General features: G+C 66.0%; 6 protein-coding genes and 1 tRNA gene (1 of these 7 running past the window's edge). 5 read left to right on the forward strand and 2 right to left on the reverse strand.

Going from position 1 to position 19,470, the window contains the following annotated elements; all coding sequences use genetic code 11:
• From AAF481_05880 to AAF481_05900, 5 genes are all read left to right on the forward strand, one after another.
• Positions 1-215, forward strand: partial view of a carboxypeptidase regulatory-like domain-containing protein gene (locus AAF481_05880; GenBank protein ID MEM7480682.1) — the 3' end only. It extends 15,466 nt beyond the left edge of the window; only the last 215 of its 15,681 coding nucleotides appear in the window; its start codon lies beyond the left edge, outside the window; the stop codon is at positions 213-215.
• Complete coding sequence (locus AAF481_05885) at positions 212-14,092, forward strand: Ig-like domain-containing protein (protein MEM7480683.1); 13,881 nt, start codon at positions 212-214, stop codon at positions 14,090-14,092. The genes AAF481_05880 and AAF481_05885 overlap by 4 nt, the downstream gene beginning before the upstream one ends.
• Positions 14,093-15,103: 1,011 nt before the next feature.
• A complete protein-coding gene (locus AAF481_05890; GenBank protein ID MEM7480684.1) occupies positions 15,104-15,508 on the forward strand; it encodes a hypothetical protein in 405 nt (134 codons plus the stop codon).
• Positions 15,505-16,740, forward strand: a complete 1,236-nt coding sequence (locus AAF481_05895; protein MEM7480685.1) for an HTTM domain-containing protein — start codon at positions 15,505-15,507, stop codon at positions 16,738-16,740. Before AAF481_05890 ends, AAF481_05895 begins: the two co-directional genes overlap by 4 nt.
• A complete protein-coding gene (locus AAF481_05900) occupies positions 16,737-18,212 on the forward strand; it encodes a winged helix-turn-helix domain-containing protein (protein ID MEM7480686.1) in 1,476 nt (491 codons plus the stop codon). The genes AAF481_05895 and AAF481_05900 overlap by 4 nt, the downstream gene beginning before the upstream one ends.
• A 46-nt stretch (positions 18,213-18,258) precedes the next feature.
• Here AAF481_05900 and AAF481_05905 read toward each other — a convergent pair whose 3' ends face one another.
• Both AAF481_05905 and AAF481_05910 read right to left on the reverse strand, forming a co-directional pair.
• A complete protein-coding gene (locus AAF481_05905) occupies positions 18,259-18,780 on the reverse strand; it encodes a DUF1579 family protein (protein MEM7480687.1) in 522 nt (173 codons plus the stop codon).
• 434 nt (positions 18,781-19,214) lie between these two features.
• A tRNA-Ser gene (locus AAF481_05910) sits at positions 19,215-19,304 on the reverse strand.
• Positions 19,305-19,470: the final 166 nt, after the last annotated feature.

Consider the following 19,470-nt stretch of genomic DNA (forward strand, 5'->3'; position numbering starts at 1 on the left):
CCGGCTCCGACTTCCTGGTCGTCGATCAGACGCCGGATCGGCGCCGAGTGCTGCTCGCCGACGCGGTCGGGCAGATTTCCGTCGGCGACTCCTACGAGGGAGTTTACAAATTCGACAAAGTGACCGTGCGCGGCGGCGCGGTACTGGAATTCCTGGATTCCGCTGAAGTCGGGATCTTCGACATCGATGCCAACTCGCAGGTGATCCAACCATGACCCGAATCTTCTCGCCGCGGCTCGCGCCGCTCGCTATCGCTCTGCTTCTAACGGTATTTGCCGTGCCCGTTGCGGCTCAGGACACCGATCCACCGGAGATCCGAATTCTCGAGGGCGGTGTTGAGCTTCTCGGCGGCGAGCTGTTTGCCGGACCCGTGACGCTGACCATCGAGACCACCGACGCGTCGCCGCCGGTGGACGTAGTGGCCACCGTGGACGGTGCCATCTTCACCTCCGGTGGCACGGTGTCCGGAGACGGCTTGCACCAGGTGGCAGTGACCGCCACGGACGCGGCGAGCAACCGGACGACGGCATCGCTGTCGCTTGAGATCGACACCACTCCGCCGGCCTTCGGCCCCACGTTGCCGGTTGGGGGTACGGTGACGGCGGCCGCGGAAGTGACGTTGTCGGGCGAGGTCTCCGGTGCCGTTGCGGTGACCGTCGACGGGCAGGCGGCGACGCTGGTGGGCAGTCAGTGGAGTGCCGGGCCGTTGCCGTTGGCGGAAGGGGAGCGGACGTTCAACTTGGTGGCGACGGACGCGGCAGGCAACGCGGCGCAACTCCCTCACTCGGTGGTGCGCGACACGGCAGCGCCGTCGGTGTCCGTCACGCAACCGGCGGTGAATTCCCTGCTCGGCCAAAACAGCGTGGACGTAGCGGGCTTGGTGAGTGATCCGCACTTGCTCTCGGTGACGGTCAACGGCATCGCCGCCTCGGTCTCGGGGGGCAGCTTTGTGGCCCTTGGCGTGCCGCTGACCGAGGGTTCGAACACGCTCACCGCCGAGGCAACGGACGCGGCCGGTAACCGGGCGAGCGCCGGGCGCAGCGTGACCCTCGACACGCAGCCACCTGCGGTGGCGATCACCGATCCGGCTCCGGGCACGGTGGTTCCGGGGGCGACCCTTTCGATTTCCGGTACCGTGGCCGACGCGAGCCTCGATCGGGTCGAGGTCGGTGGGATCCGGGCAACGATCAGTGGGGAAACGTGGTCGGCGTCGGTGCCGTTGGTAGATGGACCGAACACCCTGACGGCGGTCGCCTTCGACGCACTGGGTCACAGCCGTTCGGACTCGGTGTCGGTGGTGCGCGATTCGCAGGCTCCGGCGATCCAGATCACCTCGCCCAGGGACGGTGAACGGCTGGCGACTCCCACGGTGGATGTGGAGGGGACGGTCGAGGAGGAACCGGGTCTGTCGGTGACCGTCAACGGTGTCGCGGCGACTCCCTCGTCGGGCACCTTCTCGGCCTCTGGCCTCGAGCTGCTGGAAGGCGACAACCGTCTGATCGCTCGGGTGACGGATTCGCTGGGCAACCAGGGTGCCCACACCCGCTGGGTGTATCGCGACACGGTGTCGCCGGAGTTCGTGAGCGCGTCGCCGTCGGCGGGCGCGTTGGCGATCGCTCCGGCGACGACCTTTACGTTGACCTTCAGCGAAGAGCTGGCCTCGCCGGTCAGTGCGGGCGCCTGGCGTCTGGAGACGGCGGCGGGGGCGCCCTTGGCATCTCAGGCCAACGTCGTGGACGACACCCTGACGGTTCAGCCGACGGTGCCGTTGCCGTCGAGCGCCTCGGTGCGGCTGATCCTGACTTCGGGCCTGGTGGACCGTGCGGGCAATGGGTTGTCCAATCCGCAAACCCTGGGCTTCAGACTCGCGGATGTCACTCCGCCTCCTGCCCCGGCCCTTTCTCCGCCGCCGCCCTCTCCCGTGTGCGCCTCGTCGGTGCCGGTTGCGGGCACGACCGAGCCCTTGGCGGATGTGGTGGTGACCGGCGGTGCCGGTTCGGTTTCGGTGCGTGCGGCGTCCGACGGTTCCTTCAGGGTGGTCGTGGCTCTGGCAGCAGATCGTTTGAATTCCCTCGAAGTGGTCGCCACGGACCCCGGCGGGAATGCTTCGTCTGCCGGTCGACTCGAGGTCGTGCACGACTGCACCGCTCCGGAGGTGGTGGGGGCGGTACAGTCCGGGGACTCATTCACCGTGGAGTTTTCGGAGCCGGTGTCGGCGTCGAGCCTGTCCGGTGCCGTGACCGCCGTCTCGGCGTCGGGCGCGGTGTCCGGCACCGTGTCGGTGGCCGGTGGAGGTTGGCAGGCGGTATTCACGGCGGACACTCCGTTGCCTGCCGAGCCGGTCCAGCTTTCGGTGTCGACGGCGGTGACCGATGTGGCGGGCAACGGGCTGGCGTTTCCGTATTCTGAGCTCTTCGGCGGCGCGGTGACGCAGAGCTTCGTCGCGGGCCGGGTGATCGATGCGGCGACCGGGCGTCCCCTGTCCGGCGCGCTGGTGGAAGTGGTGGTGACCGATGGCGTCGCCAATCTCGATCCGGTACCCGGCCAGACGACCGGTGGCGCGGGGCGGTTCTCGATCCCGGTGGTACCGGGCACCCACCGTTTGTTGATCTCGCGTTCCGGCTATACGCAGGCGCTGGCCGTGGCGACGGCGCCCTCGGGAGTCGGCGTCGACGTCTTCGACCCTCGGTTGACTCCGACTGCGGCATCGGTATCTCTGGGAGCCGCGGGCGGTATTTCCACCTTCGGTGATTCGGCGCGTTTGGAGGTTTTCGCGGGCTCGCTGGCGGCGGCGACGGATGTGACGGTGACGTTCCTGGCTGAGCAGGCGCTTCCGTCGCTGTTGCCCTATGGCTGGTCTCCGCGCGGCGCGGTGTGGGTGGATCTGGGCGGCGCTGCCTTGTCGTCGCCGGCCGAGTTGTCCCTGCCGGTGGATGCTTTGGACGGTTCGACCTTGGCGGTGGTGCGTCTGGACGAAGGCACTCTCCAGTGGCAGGTGGAGGAGTTGGCGCTGGTGATCGATGGCCGGGTGACGGCGTCGCTTTCTGGGCCGGGTGGTTGGGCGGTGGTCGAGGAAGATCCGGGGTCGACGGCGCCGCCGCCGGCCGGGGTCGGCTCCCCGCTGTCGGCGGGTCCGGCACCGGAGGCGTCGCGGGTGACCGCGGCGACCCTGGAGTTCGATCCGGAGGTGGTGCTGCCGGGTCAGTCGAGTGCGGCGACGGTGAGCTACGCGGTGAGCGACGTGGTGACGAGCGGCTTGCCGCTGACCCTGACGGTGCAAGAAGAACTGACCCTTCTCGACGGCTCGGTGCGTCGCGGAGCACCGTACGAGGCGGATGTGGTGGTCTACCGGTCGCCGGGTGCCGCGGGGCAGAACCGGACCCGTTTCGCTCTGGTGCCGTCGTCGGAGGCGCAGAACCTGCCGCTTGAGATGGGGTCCGAAGACGTCTCGGTGGTGCCCTACGGGGGGGAGACGCTGCAGGGCGGTGTGTTGGGGCCGGCCGGTGGCGTCGTGACGACGCCAGAGGGGGACCGAGTGGATCTCGCCGTGGGTGCTCTGCCGGAGCCGACGCCGGTGGCTTTGGCCCGGCGCGCCGAGGCCTCCCTGCCGCTGCCGCTGCCGAGTGCGGTGAGCTGGCTCGGCGCGCTGGATCTCGATCTGGCCGGCCGCTCGCTGGCGTCCGATGCCACGCTGACCCTCGACCTCGGGGCGGCTCCGACGGCCGGCGAGGCGGGTCTGCTCTTGACGCCGGTGGATTGGGGTACGGATCCGGTGTGGCGTCCCGTGGCGCAGCTCACGGCGACGGCCCGTGGTTGGCAAACGGCGTCGATCGATCCGCAGGATCTGCCTTGGCCGGGGGTACGCGAAGGAGGCGTGTACGTCTTCGCGAAGCTCGAGATTCCGATCGGTTACCTGCGCGGCACGGTGACCGTGGAGGCCGGTGCCCCGCTCTCGGCGGCCTTCGTTGCGCGGGCCGATGCGCCGGCACCGTGGGTGCAGGTGAGCGGTGCCGGTGGGCTCTACGCTCTGCCGGCGGCGGTGGGCACTCTGTCCGTGTCGGCGGTGGATCCTACGACCGGCGATCGCGGTTTGGGGGCCACATCGATCCCTACCGCCGAGGCCCGGGTGGACCTCGATCTGCGGGTGCTCGCCACCGGTCCGCAGCTCATTTCGGTGGATCCGTCCGACGGTGCGGTCGAGGTGATCTCGGGAATCGAGCCGGTGCTGACCTTCAGCGAAGCGGTCGCCCCGACGACCCTCGCCACAGGCGTGCAGCTCTACGAGGGTGGAGAGCCGTTGCCGATCAGCCTGGCGGCCACCGGCTCGGTGGTACGCATCGTCCCGAGTGCGACCTTGCGTCCGGGGGCGGTGCACGAGATTCGTTTGAGCACAGCACTGCGGGATCTCCAGGGTCGTCGCCTTGCCTCGGCGGTGACGACCACCTTCACTACCGCCGAATCGTTGGCTAGCGGCACCCTCGATCCGTCGCGGATCCATCTCTTTGAGCCGGCGACCTTCAATGCTCAAGGGGTCGGTCCGGCGCGGGTGCTGGGACGTCCGGGCGCGGTGCCGTCGGGCTCGTTGGTGTTTGTCGAGAATCTGACCCGGTTGGTCTCCACCCCTTCGGTCACGGCACCGTCGGACGGCTCCTTCGAGCTGTCGATTGACACGGCCCTCTCGGACTCATTGCTGCTCCACATCGTGCCGCCTGGGGCCAACGAATCGGTGTTCGTGCTCGGTCCGTTCCTGTCCGCCGATGGTCGTTCGGCGCGGCTCGGCTTCGAGCCCGAGGAGACGACGGTTTTCACGACGCTGGACGATGTGACGGTGACCGTCGAGCCGGGCACCTTCCTCGAACCGGCGGTGGTGCGCCTCGAGCCGGCGCCGCTGTCCGAGGCGACGGCGCCGCTGCCGTCGGACTTTGCTTACGAGGCGGCCTACCGGTTGTCGATCGAGGGGGGCGAAGCGCAGCGCGGATTGGGCCTGGAGCTGCCAACGCCGGCGGGGGTGACGGCCGACGAGCTGCTGCTGGCGAAGCTCGAGCGGATCCTGGGTGAGGACCATTGGATGGTTCACGACCTACTGCGCCGCGATGGCGACCGACTGACCACCGAGCCGCTGGAGGCGCAGTCTGGGGCGGCGACAGTCGCTCGAGGACAAGGGCTGAGCTCGAGGATTGAAGAGACCGTCATCGCGGCCGGTAGCGTTCAGCCGTTTGTTGCTCCGGCACGAATGGGCGATCGGCAGGAATACTTGCCGGGCTCCGCCAACCCGGGCCTGTACGTGGTGATGAGCCACACTGGGTTCTTGGACTGGGTGGGCTTTCCATACGGTGCTGGGTTGCTGTCGAGCCAGGCCTACATCATCCACCACATGATCGAGGGGATGATCACGTCGGTCAATCAGTCGATCACCCGGCTACTCGAGCACGACGCCATTCTCATTCCGACCCGGCGTGGCCAGATCTACACCCTGGAGGGCCGGGACCTCGCTACCGGGTATCGGTTCTTCCAAGGGACCTTCGACCCGCCCACGCCTGGGGAGATCACCCTGCACCCGCCGGACGCCTTCGACGACGGGAACCCGCCGTGGCCGGTTGCCGGCTCGCCGCTCCGCTTCTTCGTGCTAAGACCCTGGCTGGCCGGGAGCGAAGATTTGGTTCCAGGGCTGACCTGGTCGTTCGATGGCTCTCTCCTTACCGTCAACGGAGGGGCCTCGCCTGCCCGCGCCGGAGCCCATGTCCGCCTCCTCGGGCTCGACGACTCGATCGACTATGAGACTGGCGCCGGGGCTGACGGCTCGTTTGACTTGACCCTCTCGGTTGTGCCGGGTCGGCGCTACTTGCTAGCGGTCGGCGCCGAGGTGCCTCGGACCGCTACCCTACTGCTGGACTTCTCGGAGGGTCTTGCCCCCGACCTGACCGGGATTTCGATGCTGGACTCTCGAGGGGCTCCAATTGGCGCCTCCATCGTCTACGGCTCGTCGGCGGCGCAGGTCCGCATCACCCCATCCGGCGGCTGGCTGGCCGGCGCGACGTATACGTTGCGCCTTGGCCCCGAACTCGCCGACGCGGCAGGCACAGCCTGGGGAAAGACCCTAAAACTCGAATTTACGGCGGCTACGAGTGCTGTGGGCGACACCCTCGGCTTGGCCGAGGTGCGCGATGTGGCGCGCATGGGGAGCTGGCTCTTCGTCGCCGCCGGTGCCGATGGACTGGCGGTCATCGATGCATCCGATCCAGCCGCCCTGAAGCATCTGGTCCACGATGACGCAACGGGAGAGCCGGTCATCTGGCCCTTCGCCCTGGCCGACTCGGTGGCGGCGGTCGCGGTCGATCCGCATGGGCGGGTGCTGGTGGCCGGTGGCGGTGTGACCGGTCCGGGGCAGCTCAAGATCTTCGATCCATTGGCGCTCGACCGCGCGGCCGTGGCGGCCAATCCGTCCGATCCGTCGGTGCTCTACGCGGCCTTCCGCGGCTCGACGCTAGTGTCCGACCGTATCGGTGGGGGTACTGGCACTTCATTGCCCGAGGGGCTGCCGCGTCGCGTCACAGTGCTATCGGACGATGAGATCGATCGCTGGCGCCTGGGGGTTGAAGCGGCTCCAGACGGCGTTGTCCTGACGCCGGCCAACCCGCCAACCGGCGGCGATCCTTACCGCCTGACGTTGACCGGTGGCGGCGGGGTCGCCGGCCAGCCGGTGACTGTGCGCAACGTAGACGCCGGGGGCCTGGCTCGGGTGGATGCCGATGCGGCCGGCGGCTGGTCGCTGACGGTGACGGTCGAAGCGGGGCAGGGTTTGGAGCTGTTGCGCAACCGGCAGACTCTGGCGTATTTGGCGACGCTGGGGGTGGGCATCGAGGTGGTGGATGTTTCCGCGTTCTATGGCGAGACTCCCGAGGACCCGCTGACGCCGGACTTGCTCTCCGATGTCTTGGGCGTTTACAGCGGAATCGATGACCCAGAGCTGGAACTCTGCAACCAGCCGGTGTCCGGTATCGGGTCGGCGTTGGTGGATCTGGGCACTTTGTTCGATGCATCCAACGCTCATCCGTTGACCGTGGTGGGACTAGTGGGCTTCCGTGGTCTGGCTCTGTTTGAGAGCGAAGTGGGCAATGTGGGTTCGATCTCGTTCTTCAACGAAGTCTGCCTCGAGATCAACGGCTCCGCCCATATGGGTGGGCTCCTGGTGGTGGAAGACTATGGCTTCGATTGGGATGGCGATGGCCGCGTACGCTCAAACGAGATCGATGACTATCTGATCGTCACCCATCGCACGGCCGGGGTGTTGATCTTCAATGCCACAGACCGCGATGACCTCCGGCTTGTCGGCCACGTCCGGCTGCCGGGGCAGGCCGGCGAGGTGTCGATCGACCGCCTCGGACGCAGGCTCTGGGTCTCTGGCTTGGGAAGCGGTCTGTACGCTGTGGACTTTGATGCGGTGCCCCGCACCGGTTCGGTGGACGGCAACGGCGATGGTCTCGACGACCGGGTGCTCGAGACGATCGCCCTCGACGGCAACACCAACGCTCCGGCTCTGCTCGTGCCAGAACTGGGGATTGCCTTTGCCGGTGGACTCGATCGTGGACTGACCCCGATCGGGGTCAGTGGACCACGGATTTCTCTACTCGGCCCAGATGGAGCCGGGGGATGGCTGCCGATCGATCGGGTGGCACCTCTTGGTAGCCCTACGGCGATGGTGGGAGAGCACGAGCTCCCGGCCGGTTTCCGAGTGATGGCGGCGTTGCCCGGCGGCCTCGGTCCGCAGATCCAGTTGGACGTGGAAAGCCTCGGTCCGGGTGGTCTGCGGATGCCCGATGCGGGCGATCCGTCGGTGTGGCCTGGCTTGCCATCGACCGCCCTGACCGGCCCAGACGGTCTGCTGCTACGCCGGCTGGCCGAGCAGCCCTGGGAAGAGGGCTACCAGATGTATCTGTCCGATCCGGTAGTCACCGTGGCCGACCTGCGCGCCAGTGAGGCTTATGTGCGGACTTCCGACGAAGCCGCCGAATGCACCCGCTGCGACGGGGGATCGGAAGGGTTCCCGGCAGGCTCGCCGGAGATCCTCTCCGGTCATGAGATCGCCGTTCGGCTGCCCGCCTCGCTCCGTTCTTCATTGGCCGGCCTCTACTCGGCTTCCACTCTTGAGCGGGTCGAGCGGCGTTTGGTGAGCGTGCCTTGGGATATCTCTCCGGCGCTCCGCCAAGAACCGGCGCTTTCTGCTTCGACCGGCTCTGGCGACGCAGTGCCCGGCACGCTGCTGCACTCGGGGGAGATGACCCACGCCGCGACCGATCTGGTGGTACGCGGTCGTCGCCTCGGGGTTGCCTTCACTCGCACCTACCGAAGCCAAACGGTGGGCACCGGCCCGCTGGGTCCAGGTTGGGAGTTGGGCTATCGGGTGCGCCTGCGGGAACTACCGAATGGTGCGGTCGAGCGCTACGACGGGAACGGCCGGATTGAGGTCTTCACGCCGCAGCCCGGCGGCGGTTACATATCCCCACCCGGTGTGTTCGCCGAATTGATGAAGACGTCCGCAGGCTGGACTCTCATCGATGCCCAGCTCAATCTCTTCCGTTTCGACCGCTGGGGTCGGCTAGTGTCGATGGCCGACGCGGTCAAGAATTCTCTCGACACCGGCAATGAGATCAAGCTGGCCTATGACCTTGTCGGGAACCTGGTCAGCGTCACCGACGACCTAGATCGTTCCTACCAGCTCGCCTACGATGCGGAGGGGCGCCTCGTCTCGATCGAGGACTTCATCGGCCGCACCGTCACCTATGGCTACGACGCCGAAGGCCGTCTGGAGACCGTGACCTCGCCAGCAGTAACGGTGGGTGAGTCCACTTTCCCGAGCGGCCTTACGACCACCTACGGTTACGAATCGATTCCAACGGGCGATCTGGCGACCGTTCTCAACGCCCGCGACCGTCTCGCTTCGATCACCAACGCCAAGGGCCAGACCTGGCTCGAACTCGCCTACACCGACGCTGATGGCGATGGTCACGCTGACGAGGTGACCGGCCAGACCTGGGGCGGGCACCCGCTGTCGATCGTCTACAACTTCGGAGCCGCGAAAACAACGGTGACCGACCGGCGCGGGAAGTCGACCCACTACACCCTAGACGCCTCGGGCCGCACCACCTCTGTCCAGGATCCGGCGCTGCGGGTGACGACCTTCGACTACGATTCCGAGGGCAACCTTGTGCGGACGGTGTCCCCCTTGGGTACCGTCCAGGAACTCACCTTCGCGACGGGAGGCGACCGTCGCCAGGCTGGCAACCTGCTCTCGGCCCGGGTCGACCCGGGAAGTGGGGGTCGCAACGGTTCGGCAGAGTTTCTGACCACCCCGCTCGAGAACGACCCGCGGTACAACCTGCCACAGCAGCTGACTGATCCGCGCGGTGGAGTGGTGGAGATCGAGCGTGGGGTGGGCGGTCTGCCGGAGGTGATCCGTCGGGCGGTCGGCCAGCCGGAGCAGTCGCAGGCTGTCGTCGAATACAACGCCTTCGGCCAGCCCACCCGGCTGGTGAACGACAACGGGCATGAGGTCCGGTTGGAATACTTCACCTCCGGCCCGAGCCGCGGCTATCTAAGCCGGCGGATCGTTGACCCCAGTGGTCTAAATCTGGCCACACGGTTCGAGACCGATCCGCTCGGTCAGGTGATCGCGGTGATCGATCCACGCGGTGTGCGGCACGAGGTGGACTACAACGAGTTGGGCTGGATGGTCGAGTCCCGGCTTGCCACAACCCCCTCAAACGACGGCGCGGCCCCGCTCTCGTACCGGACGCAATGGCTCCACGACGAGGTGGGAAACCTGGTCGAAGAGCGTCTCCCGTTCGGTGAAACCGGGACCTCGGTGACGCGGGTTTGGCGGACCTTCGGAGAGCTCGGCGAGCTGATCCGCGAGGAGCGCGAGGTGTCGCTCGGTGAGACCGTGGCCACTACCTTCGCCTACGACCCGAATTTGAACCTGACCCGGGTGACTTCGCCGGAGGGCGAGATCACCGAGTTCGTCTACGACGAGCGAAACCTGCAGGTGGAGAGGAGTTGGGGCGCTCCGGAGTTCGATCCGCCCTTAACTGCCGCCTACGCCTACGACGCCGAGGGCCGCCTGCGGTCCTACATCGACCCGCGTGGCGAAGTGTGGCAGATCGCCTACGACGGCTACCAGCGGCCGATGGAGACGATCGACCCGCTGGGTCGCGCAGTGCGCACCGTCTACGACGATGGCGGCAATCCAGTGGAGCGGCGAGTGGTCGACGAGGCCGGCTGCCTCTTCTCCTACTCGACCGCTGAGTTCGACCGGCAAGGCCGTCAAACCAAGACGACGAACTACCTCTGGGAGTACCCAAACCCGACACCCTGTGAGGACCTGCCGCCGACAGCTCGTGCTTTGTCGACCCGACTCGAGTACGACGGTGCGGGCAATCTGCTGCGAGCGATCGATTCCCTCGGCCGAGTGAACGAGCTGACCTACGACGGTGCGGAGCGATTGCGCGAGCGGATCGACGCGGCGGGAAACGTTTTCACTCAATCGTGGGACGCCGCGGGGAACCTTCGCGAGGCAGAGGTCACCGAAATCCTCCCCGGCGGCGGCACATCGACCGTCGCGGTCAACCACCGCTACGATGCGCTCGGCCGGCGGATTGCCAGCACCAATGCACTGGGCGACGAACAGCGCTGGCTTTACGACGCCCGGGGCAACCTTCGGCTTTCGGTGGACCCGGAGGGGTTCGTGACCGAGCGGACCTATGACGGGCTCAACCGCCCAACCAGCGTTACCCAGCCGAATGGCGTTCGGGTCGAGGCCGAGTACGATCGTGCCTCCCGCCCTGTCCTCTATCGCGATGCGCTCGGCAACGAGACGACGCGGACCTACGATGCCGCCGGTCGCCTCACGGACATCTTCTATCCCGACGGCACGGGTCAGTCCTGGGAGTACGACCCGGCCGGCAACCCGACCCGCACGACTGACGCGCGAGGCACCGTCATCGACCAGACCTACGACGCGGTGGGTCGGCTGTTGGCGCGGGCTGTGGTGCCCTCAACTGGGGTCGAAGGGCCGCTGTCGGAAACCTTCGTCTACGACGCTCTCGATCGGATGGTGCGCGCCGAATCGGGTGGGGTGATCACCGAACATAGTTACGACTCCCTGTCACGGCTGCTGACCGAGACCACCGCGGGTCACACCGTCGCCTACGCTTACGACGACGCCGGACGGCCGGGGGCGATGCAGTACCCGTCCGGTCGGACGTTGGGCCGAACCCTCGATGCCCTGGGCCGGCCAACGGCGATCGGCGTCGCCGGCTCGCTTCCCAGCGGTGGCGCGCCGGCGGTGCTCACGGAGCGTTTAGCCGGCTTTGGCTTCCAGGGGCCGGCTCTCGTCGCTTCCAAGATCCTCGGGTCGGTCGCCGCGCCGACGGTGACCGGCACCGTGGCCTACGATGCGTCCCGTCGGATGACCTCGACCTCATACCGGGGGGCGACCACCGGCGAGGTGTTGGGAGAGGCGATCGCCTGGACCGATCGCGGACTGTGGGCCAGCCACGAGCGGCGGGATCTCAACGGCTTGGTGAAGTCCCTCTCGTACGACGGCAAAGGGCGGCTCACGGGCGTCGCGGCGAGCGGGAGCGGTGGCATCGCGGGCCTGACGGAGGCGATGAGATTCACCTACGATGCCGCCGAGAACCTCGTGGCTCGCAGTCGCGAGACCTTCGTTGGAGACTCGACCACCGAGTTCCCACTCGATGAGTCCGGCCGCAATCGCCCGTCGACAGTGAACAACGAACAGCTGGTTTGGGACGCGGCGGGTAATCTGACCGTCAGGGGCGACCTGCGCTTTCACTATGACTTCAAGAATCGCCTGACTCGGGTCACCGAGGCATCTGGCGCCGAACTCGTTCGGTACGAATATGACGCATTCAATCGTCGCACCCGCCGCACCGCGGCCGGGGTGGTCGCCGAGACCGCCTGGAGCGGTCTCCAGCCGATCGAGAGGCGGATTGGCGGCCAGCTCGCCGAGCGTAGAGCCTACGGGCTTGGTCTGGACGAGCTCATCTACGTCGAGCGAGACGGCGATGGTGACGGGAGTCTTGAATTAAGTTACCGGCCGCTCTACGACGCCTCGGGCAACCTAGCCCTCGTCGTTGACGACGAAGGCGTGCCGATCGAAAGGTACGACTACTCTCCCTACGGCGAGCGCTTGATCCGGGTCAACGACCGCACGCCGCCCGCGGTCGAGCAGATCCGGGTGGTGAACGACGCTCTGTGGCTCGAGCTCTCCGAAGAGGTCTCCCTGGACGCCGTCCAGACCGCGGTGGTGGCCGGTTCGCTGCGGCTAGTCGATTCCCTGACGTCGCAGACGATTGCCCTCACGGTCACACAGCCGATTGTGCAAGGTCCGCGCGCCGGCCGGCGGCTGGTGCTGGCGCCGACTCCGCCGCCATCCGCTGGGGCGGCGGTCCAGCTAGAACTCGGCTCTGGAGTCCTCGAAGACCTCTTCGGTAACCGATTGAGTACTCCAGAGGCCTTGTCCTTCCCCTGGGAGACGAGCGTGGTCCAGGACCATGCATCGCCTCGAGTGGTCGCGGTCTGGGCCGAGGCCGGCGTTCTGCGGGTGGCCTTCTCCGAGGAGGTCGACTTGGACTCGACCTCGGCGGGGCTTCAGGTGGACGGAGTCGCCACCACCTGGTCGATCGGCACGGATCGATACATCTTGGAGGCCGCGACCCCGCTCGGACCGGGCTCACACAGCGTCTCAGTCACGGCTCCGATCGCCGACCTCTCGGGCGCAACGCTCGCCGTCGGTGACGCCTGGAGCTTCACCCTCGACGCGGTGGTGAGCGATGAGCTGGTCTTCTTCGAGCCGGCTCCCGATGTGGTGACTGCCTCCACCGTTGGCAATGGCTTGGGCTTCCACGGCTTAGAAGCCGACTCGCTCACTGGCCTCGTCTACGCCCGAAACCGCTGGTACGACCCGTCGATGGGCCGGTTCATCACCCTCGACCCACTGGGCTATGTCGATGGACCGAATCCGTACCAATATGGACTCAACAATCCCTACGCATTCTCCGATCCCCTCGGTCTGTGCGCCAGCTGCGGTTCTACGGCGGCAGAGTTTGGACAGTTTGGACTTGGGATTGTCAAGGGCCTGGCCAGGCAAGGCTGGGATGTTGTTACTGGGACGTGGAATGCGGTCACCCATCCGGGGGATACCGCGCGAGGCGTTCGTGACCTCTTCCTATACCCAGAGCGAGCGGTCGAGGGCGTTGCCTATTCTGTGCTTGGCACCCTCGGAGGATTGGCGAGTTCGGACCCAGCCGAGGCGGGAGATGCCACCAGTGTGGTTGGCGTCACCGCTGTCACATTGGGGCGGCTGCGCTTGCTCGAAGTATTGGACCCTCCAGTCACTGGTAAATTATCGCAGCGTAGACTCGGGACAACCGGTCGCAAGATTCCGTGGGAAGAACGGCGAAGGGCGGAAAAGGGCTACTACTGGGACGCCCGCCGTAAGTCTTGGAGTTTGGTGCGTGATCTAGCAACCGGACGATTCGACTCCCTCAGAAACAAGAAGATTGCCCACCGACTTCGCCGCTATCGGTATGACGCGAGGCTTGGAGCCATCCGGGACAACAAGACCGGCAGAATGGTGTCTCCCGATGACTTCCCGGTCCCCAGGCATGCGGTGCCGGGACCGCTGATCGATGGGCACGGCGCCTATCCTTCGTGGAAGAGAAGGATAGCCGACAATAATGCTCTAGGGTCGGTGGCCGTGCCCGAAGGGACCTCCGTCACCCTCTGGGGCGTTCACGGTTACTCAATCCATATCACTTCAGACGTGCCTATGCTCGGAAGGAATATGGAGGAGTGGGTGATCGATGGCGTCGACACGCCCATGTTGGTCGACGGGATGACCTATCTACCAGGAAGTTGGATCCCGAACTACATCGTCACGCCGGCTCCCGAGTTTGCACTCAGTGAAGGACTCCACGTATCGAAGCGCACCTATCTTGGTGATCTTCTCCGGCCCAATATGGGCAACTGTAACGGGCTCTTCTGTCGGAACGGAGGTCCTGTCGGACCGTGAGGCCCTAAGAGCTGGGCAACCCGCCTGGATCAGCCGGGCGGGTTGCGCGACGAACCAAGAGATGACTCATCGCAACGCCAGCGTTCGACGAATTGGCTGGTTGAAGGCTGGAATGCCTTTCCCGACCGGGGACATCGGTAAGGAAAGGCTCCACAAGCTTCTAGTGCTCGCATTCCGGCTTGATTTTCCCCTCAGTAGGGGCTTGCACACCTGTCCATTCTGTCCTCCAGTGTTCTCTTCAGAGGAGTGGATACAGAATCTCCGAGTCGAATACCAGGGCGATTTTCGGTACTTGGGCAACGGACAAATCCGTATTGAGGCTCCAGGCGACAAGATCTTCGTCGCACCAGATCTCATCTATCACTACGCCAGCGTCCATCGTTTCCTGTCGCCCAAGAGTTTCCTAGAGGCCTTGGATCGTCTGGACATCACCCTCCCATCACTGGAGCCTTAGTTCACTTTCGATGCGTTCGCGTTGAAAGTGGCTTGGAGCACACTCACCTTCGGACCCGACGTGAGAGCTTCAGTTCAGTGACGATGGCTCCCTCGCAGTGGCTAACTTGGTGATGGCGCTGCGATACGGGTGACGCAGGACCGTGGGATTCGATGAGTACCTCAAGAAAGAGGACGTTCACGCGTGGGCAATATATGATAAATTATAAATTTGAAGATGCTTTTTATATTTCGACACGCCTGCGAAATGGTAAGGAATTTCGAAGCCTTCTCTTCAGCACCCGGCTAGTGTGCGGCAGGGGTCGCCGGCCCGCTCCTTGACAGCGAGCGGATGCCTGCCTCAGACTCCTCCCCTCGTCACATTCTTGCCGTCTTTGTGGAACCGGGCTCGAGATCTCTCGGCCCGGCTTGCTGGGTCGAGCCCTGTATTCGTCCGGCGCCAACGCGGGTTGAGAGACGACGGTAGAGCTGCTGATCTTGGGGAGGACGTGGACCATCTGCGAACCACGCGAATCGGGTAGTGCAGGTTCACCGAAATGGTGGTGGAACCTGCCGATCGTGCTGCTCCTCGGGATCCTGGTTCCCCTCGGTGTCCGTTCGCTGGTCACCGATGACAGCCGCTACGGCTGGGGCACCTTCGGTCGCCAGACGATCTACACCCTCACCTACTTGTGGGAGTTTGAGGACGGGCGAAGGGAGATTTACGAACCGGGGGACGAGCTGCGGGACGACGCTCGCAAGCTGCTCGACTCTCCGCGCCAGCGGAATACCCGCTACGGTCCCGGCGCGATCCCAATCTGGATCCGAGCCTATGGTCGCTACATGTGGGAACGGCGCCCGGCGGAGGCGCGGGCCTTCCATGCCGTCCTGCGATACGAATTCGACAAGAGCCGAAGGCTGGAGCTGAGCGACGCGGCGGCGAGCCGCTCGTTCCGGTACCCCGAAGAGACATCCGAGCCGTGAATTCCCGCCTGATCGGAGGGTGGAACCGCTTCTGGTTCGAGCCACGCTCGACCCAGAGTCTGTGCTTGTTCCGCATCTTCTTCGGCGTCGTTTTCCTGATGAAGATGACCGGGTTCAGCAACCTGCAGCGCATCGGCAGGCTCCGCGCCCGGTTTCCCAGGCACCAATTCACTGACGAAGCGGACTACTACCTCGACGCCTTCCGACTCCCCGTTCCCGGATTCGAACGGTTGCCGGTGCCCGAGCTGTGGCAGTACCAGGCTCTGGAATACCTTCTTCTCGTCGCCGGAGTTCTCTTCACTGTAGGGCTCGCGACCCGTTGGGCCGGTGGGGCGATCGCCGTCATCTGGCTCTACCAGTTCCTCTTGAGCCAGTTCACCTACCGTCACCATGTGATGGTCATCGCCGTGGTGATGCTAGTACTCGCCTTCAGCCGGTGCGACGAATACTACAGCCTGTCCGCCTACTTGCGGGGGCCCGAGGCCCCACGGCCACGGCGACCCATCTTGCCGATTCGGCTGCTCCAGGTCTTCCTGTCGATCGTCTACTTCTTCAGCTTCGCCGGAAAACTGAATCCGAGCTGGATCAGCGGCGACATCATGCTGGTCTTCGAGCATCAGGGTTCGGTCTCGGGAGACCTGGCCGACGGTCTCGACTGGCTCTTCGCCTGGCCGGCGCTCGCCGGTCTTGGCGAGCTCTTCTACCGGTCCCTGGCGTGGTTCACTTTGGGCGCGGAGGGCTTGCTCGCCTTCGGAATCTGGGTTCCGCGGTGGCGGAATTGCACCATTCTGGTGGGGCTGCTCTTGCACCTGGGGATCGATCTGACGATGAGCGTGGCTACCTTCAGCTTCCAGATGTTCGCGCTCTATGTGGTCCTGATCCAGCCGGAGTCCGGTCGGTTGCTGGCGTACTACGACGGCGAAAGCCCAGCGGCGCGCGTCGCCATGCGCCGCTGCCGCCTGTTCGACTGGCTTCAGCGAGTGACCTGGATCGACATGAGCCGTGTCGAGCACGAAGCCGCACCCCCTTTCGAACCAATCGAAGGTGAAATCGTCGTTCAAGGAGGCGACGGTCGCTGGCTGCGAGGCTACTCGGCCCTCGTCCGCCTCTGCGCCCACTTTCCCCTCGGTTTCCTCCCCTCGTGGTTGATGCGCGCCCCTGGCGTCCGGTATCTCGGGGCCCGGCTGCTCCCGGCCTATCCGGTCACCTCCGGTGCTAGGCTCGATCCGTGAAACCGGCGCAAGGCAAACTCGCCTTCGATCGCTACACCCTCGACCTGGAAAGCCGCGAACTGGCCTGCGGCCCCAACAAGGTCGCGCTCCAGGAGCAACCGTTCCGGCTTCTCCTGGCGTTGCTGGACCGGCCGGGCCGGTTGGTCCGCCGGCAGGAGCTCCAGAACGCTCTTTGGCCGAAGGACCGTCATGTCGATCGCGAAGCGGGCCTCAACACCGCCATGCGCAAGCTTCGCGCCGCCTTGCGGCAGTCCGGCGGCGATCACGCCCTCCTCGAGACACGGCCGCGGCTCGGCTACCGCCTTCAGAGCAGTGAGCCGAGAGCGGTGTCGCATGGCGAGGCGCCTGGCAGCCTCGACCCGGGCGACTCCGTCGGCAATGCCGCCCGGAGCCGGTTCGGCGCGGTCGCAATCTATGCGGCCCTGCTGGCAATCGCGCTGACCGCTTTGACCGCGGCGTGGATGCTGGGACATAGCGGCGGCGAGTCCCTCGGCATTCCCGAACCGATGCCCCAGGATCCCGCCCTCCGAGCGTCCTATCTCGAAGCTCGATCCTTACTCGGAGGCCACAGCGGAGACTCGGTGCGGGCCCGTGAGATCCTCCGTTCGCTGGTCGAGCAGGACCCGGAATTCGCTCCGGCCCATGCCTACCTGGCCGAGGCCAGTGCACGCCTGGCGATGAGATCGGCCGCCGCGGCGGACGCGGAGGAGGCCCGAGGGGCCGCCCTCCGAGCCCGCGAGTTGGACCCCGACTGCGCGGTGGCCTACCGAGTTCTGGCGATGCTCAGCCTGAACTTCGACTGGGATCCGGCGACGGCCGGCCGGCACCTGGCGACGGCCCTGGACCTCGACCCGGGCGATCCGATGACCCATATGGCCCATGCCTTCTACGAATCGTCTCGAGGGCGGTACGAAGAAGCGGTCGTCGCAGTACGGCGTGCCGTGGATCTGGAGCCGGACTCCATGCCATTGCGTAGCGACGCGGGTCACTATCTTCTGCGGGCCGGCCGGTTCCGGGAGGCCGCCCGCGAGTGCGCAGTGGTGGTGCGCCTCGACTCCGACAACTGGCATGCCCGAGACTGTCTCGTCACCGCCTACAGCGCCACCGGCCGGCCCGAAGAGGCGCGCAGCCATGTGCTGGCCTTGATGCGCGGCGCCGACTCCCCTTCATCGGTCCTGGAAAGGGCCGCGGCCGCCGCGGAACCCCAGCGTGTCTACCACTCCTGGCGGCTCGCCAACAGTCTCCGGCGCCCCGAAGGCCAAGCGGTCCACATTGCCAGGTCCTATCTGGCCCTGGATGACGAAGAGCGTGCTCTGGTCTGGCTCGAGCGGGCCGAGGAGGCGCGCAGTCCCCTGTTGCCGTTTGCCCTCCAGGGGCCTCGCTTCTCGGAGCTGCTCGCCCGGCCCCGCTATCGCGAAATCCTCCAAAGAGCCGGCCTCGAGGCTCTCATTCCCCCCGCACAGGAGGGGTGATGTCCTCACGGCCCCCGAGGTTCGGCCGCCCTCGAGGAGGACAGAGTTACCCGGTGCCCTCGCTGCCGGAGTGCCGACGCAAGGTCAAACGCCTCCATTCCTCGGCCGGACCCTCACCCGTTCTCCGCAGGTGCACGACATCGATGACATCCCTGCCCCGGAAGCGAAATCGGATCGTCAGGTGGAAGGGCTCATCGAAAGACGATTCGAAAACGAATTCCTCCTCCGAGGCCCAGTAGGCCCGGAAGGGGTAGGTCCGTGGGGTCAGGTTGTCCATCCAGAAGCCGGTGTAGTTTCCGGTGGTTGGGTCGTGGGTGATCAACGTGGCACCATGGACCGTGCCGATGCCGGGGACCTGGCCCACGAGTTCCTCCCGGAGCCATACATCTCCTACCGTCCAGGCGTAGCGGGACCGGCCACGGATTTCGGCCTGACCCTCCGGCGTCGGTGCCGGGTCCTCAGCGATCCAGGTTCCTACCAGCGCGTCGAGCTTGGCATGCGCCTTGCCCTTTTCCATGGCTTTCGGCTGCCCCAGAAGCGGGCTGATCAGGCTCAATGTCAGTGCCAACAAAACGAGGCTTTTCCTTCGGAAGAGAACCATCAAGCTCTCCGCCTCCCGCCGCTCGGTCTGGCGGCTAGAGAGACCCCGGGCTCTACCCTCATCGGAGCCCACGCCTTGGCTATCTCGTCGTCGCATCCTTGTTTCTCCTTCGGTCGGATCGGTTGAGGATCGAGTCCAAGGCTCAACCCGCGACAGGTTCCACCACACCACCACAAGGAGGCCAGCGAAGTCCTGAGTCGTTCTCTGAACCGTTTCTGACTTCGCCTCAGAGCCTCCATTCCGTCCGCCGAGAGACGGTCCGTCGGCGGGAAGGTTCGGTTGAGGCTCTTGGCAGGTGTTGAGTCAGGGATTCGTGCAGGTTTTCGGTTCGCCGGCAGGCGGGCCGGATTTTCCCCGAATCCCACCCCCTCGGCAAGATTTCCGGCCTAGCGGCCGGAAACTGGCGGAGGGGGTGGGATTCGAACCCACGGTCCGCGTGAACGGACGCCGGTTTTCAAGACCGGTGCATTCGACCACTCTGCCACCCCTCCGCTGGCGGGATGCTATCCGATCTGCGGCGGAAAGGATCCCTGGGAGGGTCGGGAGCCAGTTGCGGGGGGGGGGGGCCGGGCGGGGGGGAGGGGGCGCGGGGGGGGGGGGGGGCGCCCCCCCCCCCCACTGAAGGCGGGGATTTCACGGGGGCCCCCCCCCCCCCCC

It is taken from the genome of Acidobacteriota bacterium (genome assembly GCA_039030395.1).
In the GTDB taxonomy this organism is placed as follows: domain Bacteria; phylum Acidobacteriota; class Thermoanaerobaculia; order Multivoradales; family JBCCEF01; genus JBCCEF01.

Coding starts and splice junctions, on each gene's coding strand:
- AAF481_05885 (MEM7480683.1), top strand. CDS start 212: ATGACCCGAATCTTCTCGCCGCGGCTCGCGCCGCTCGCTATCGCTCTG.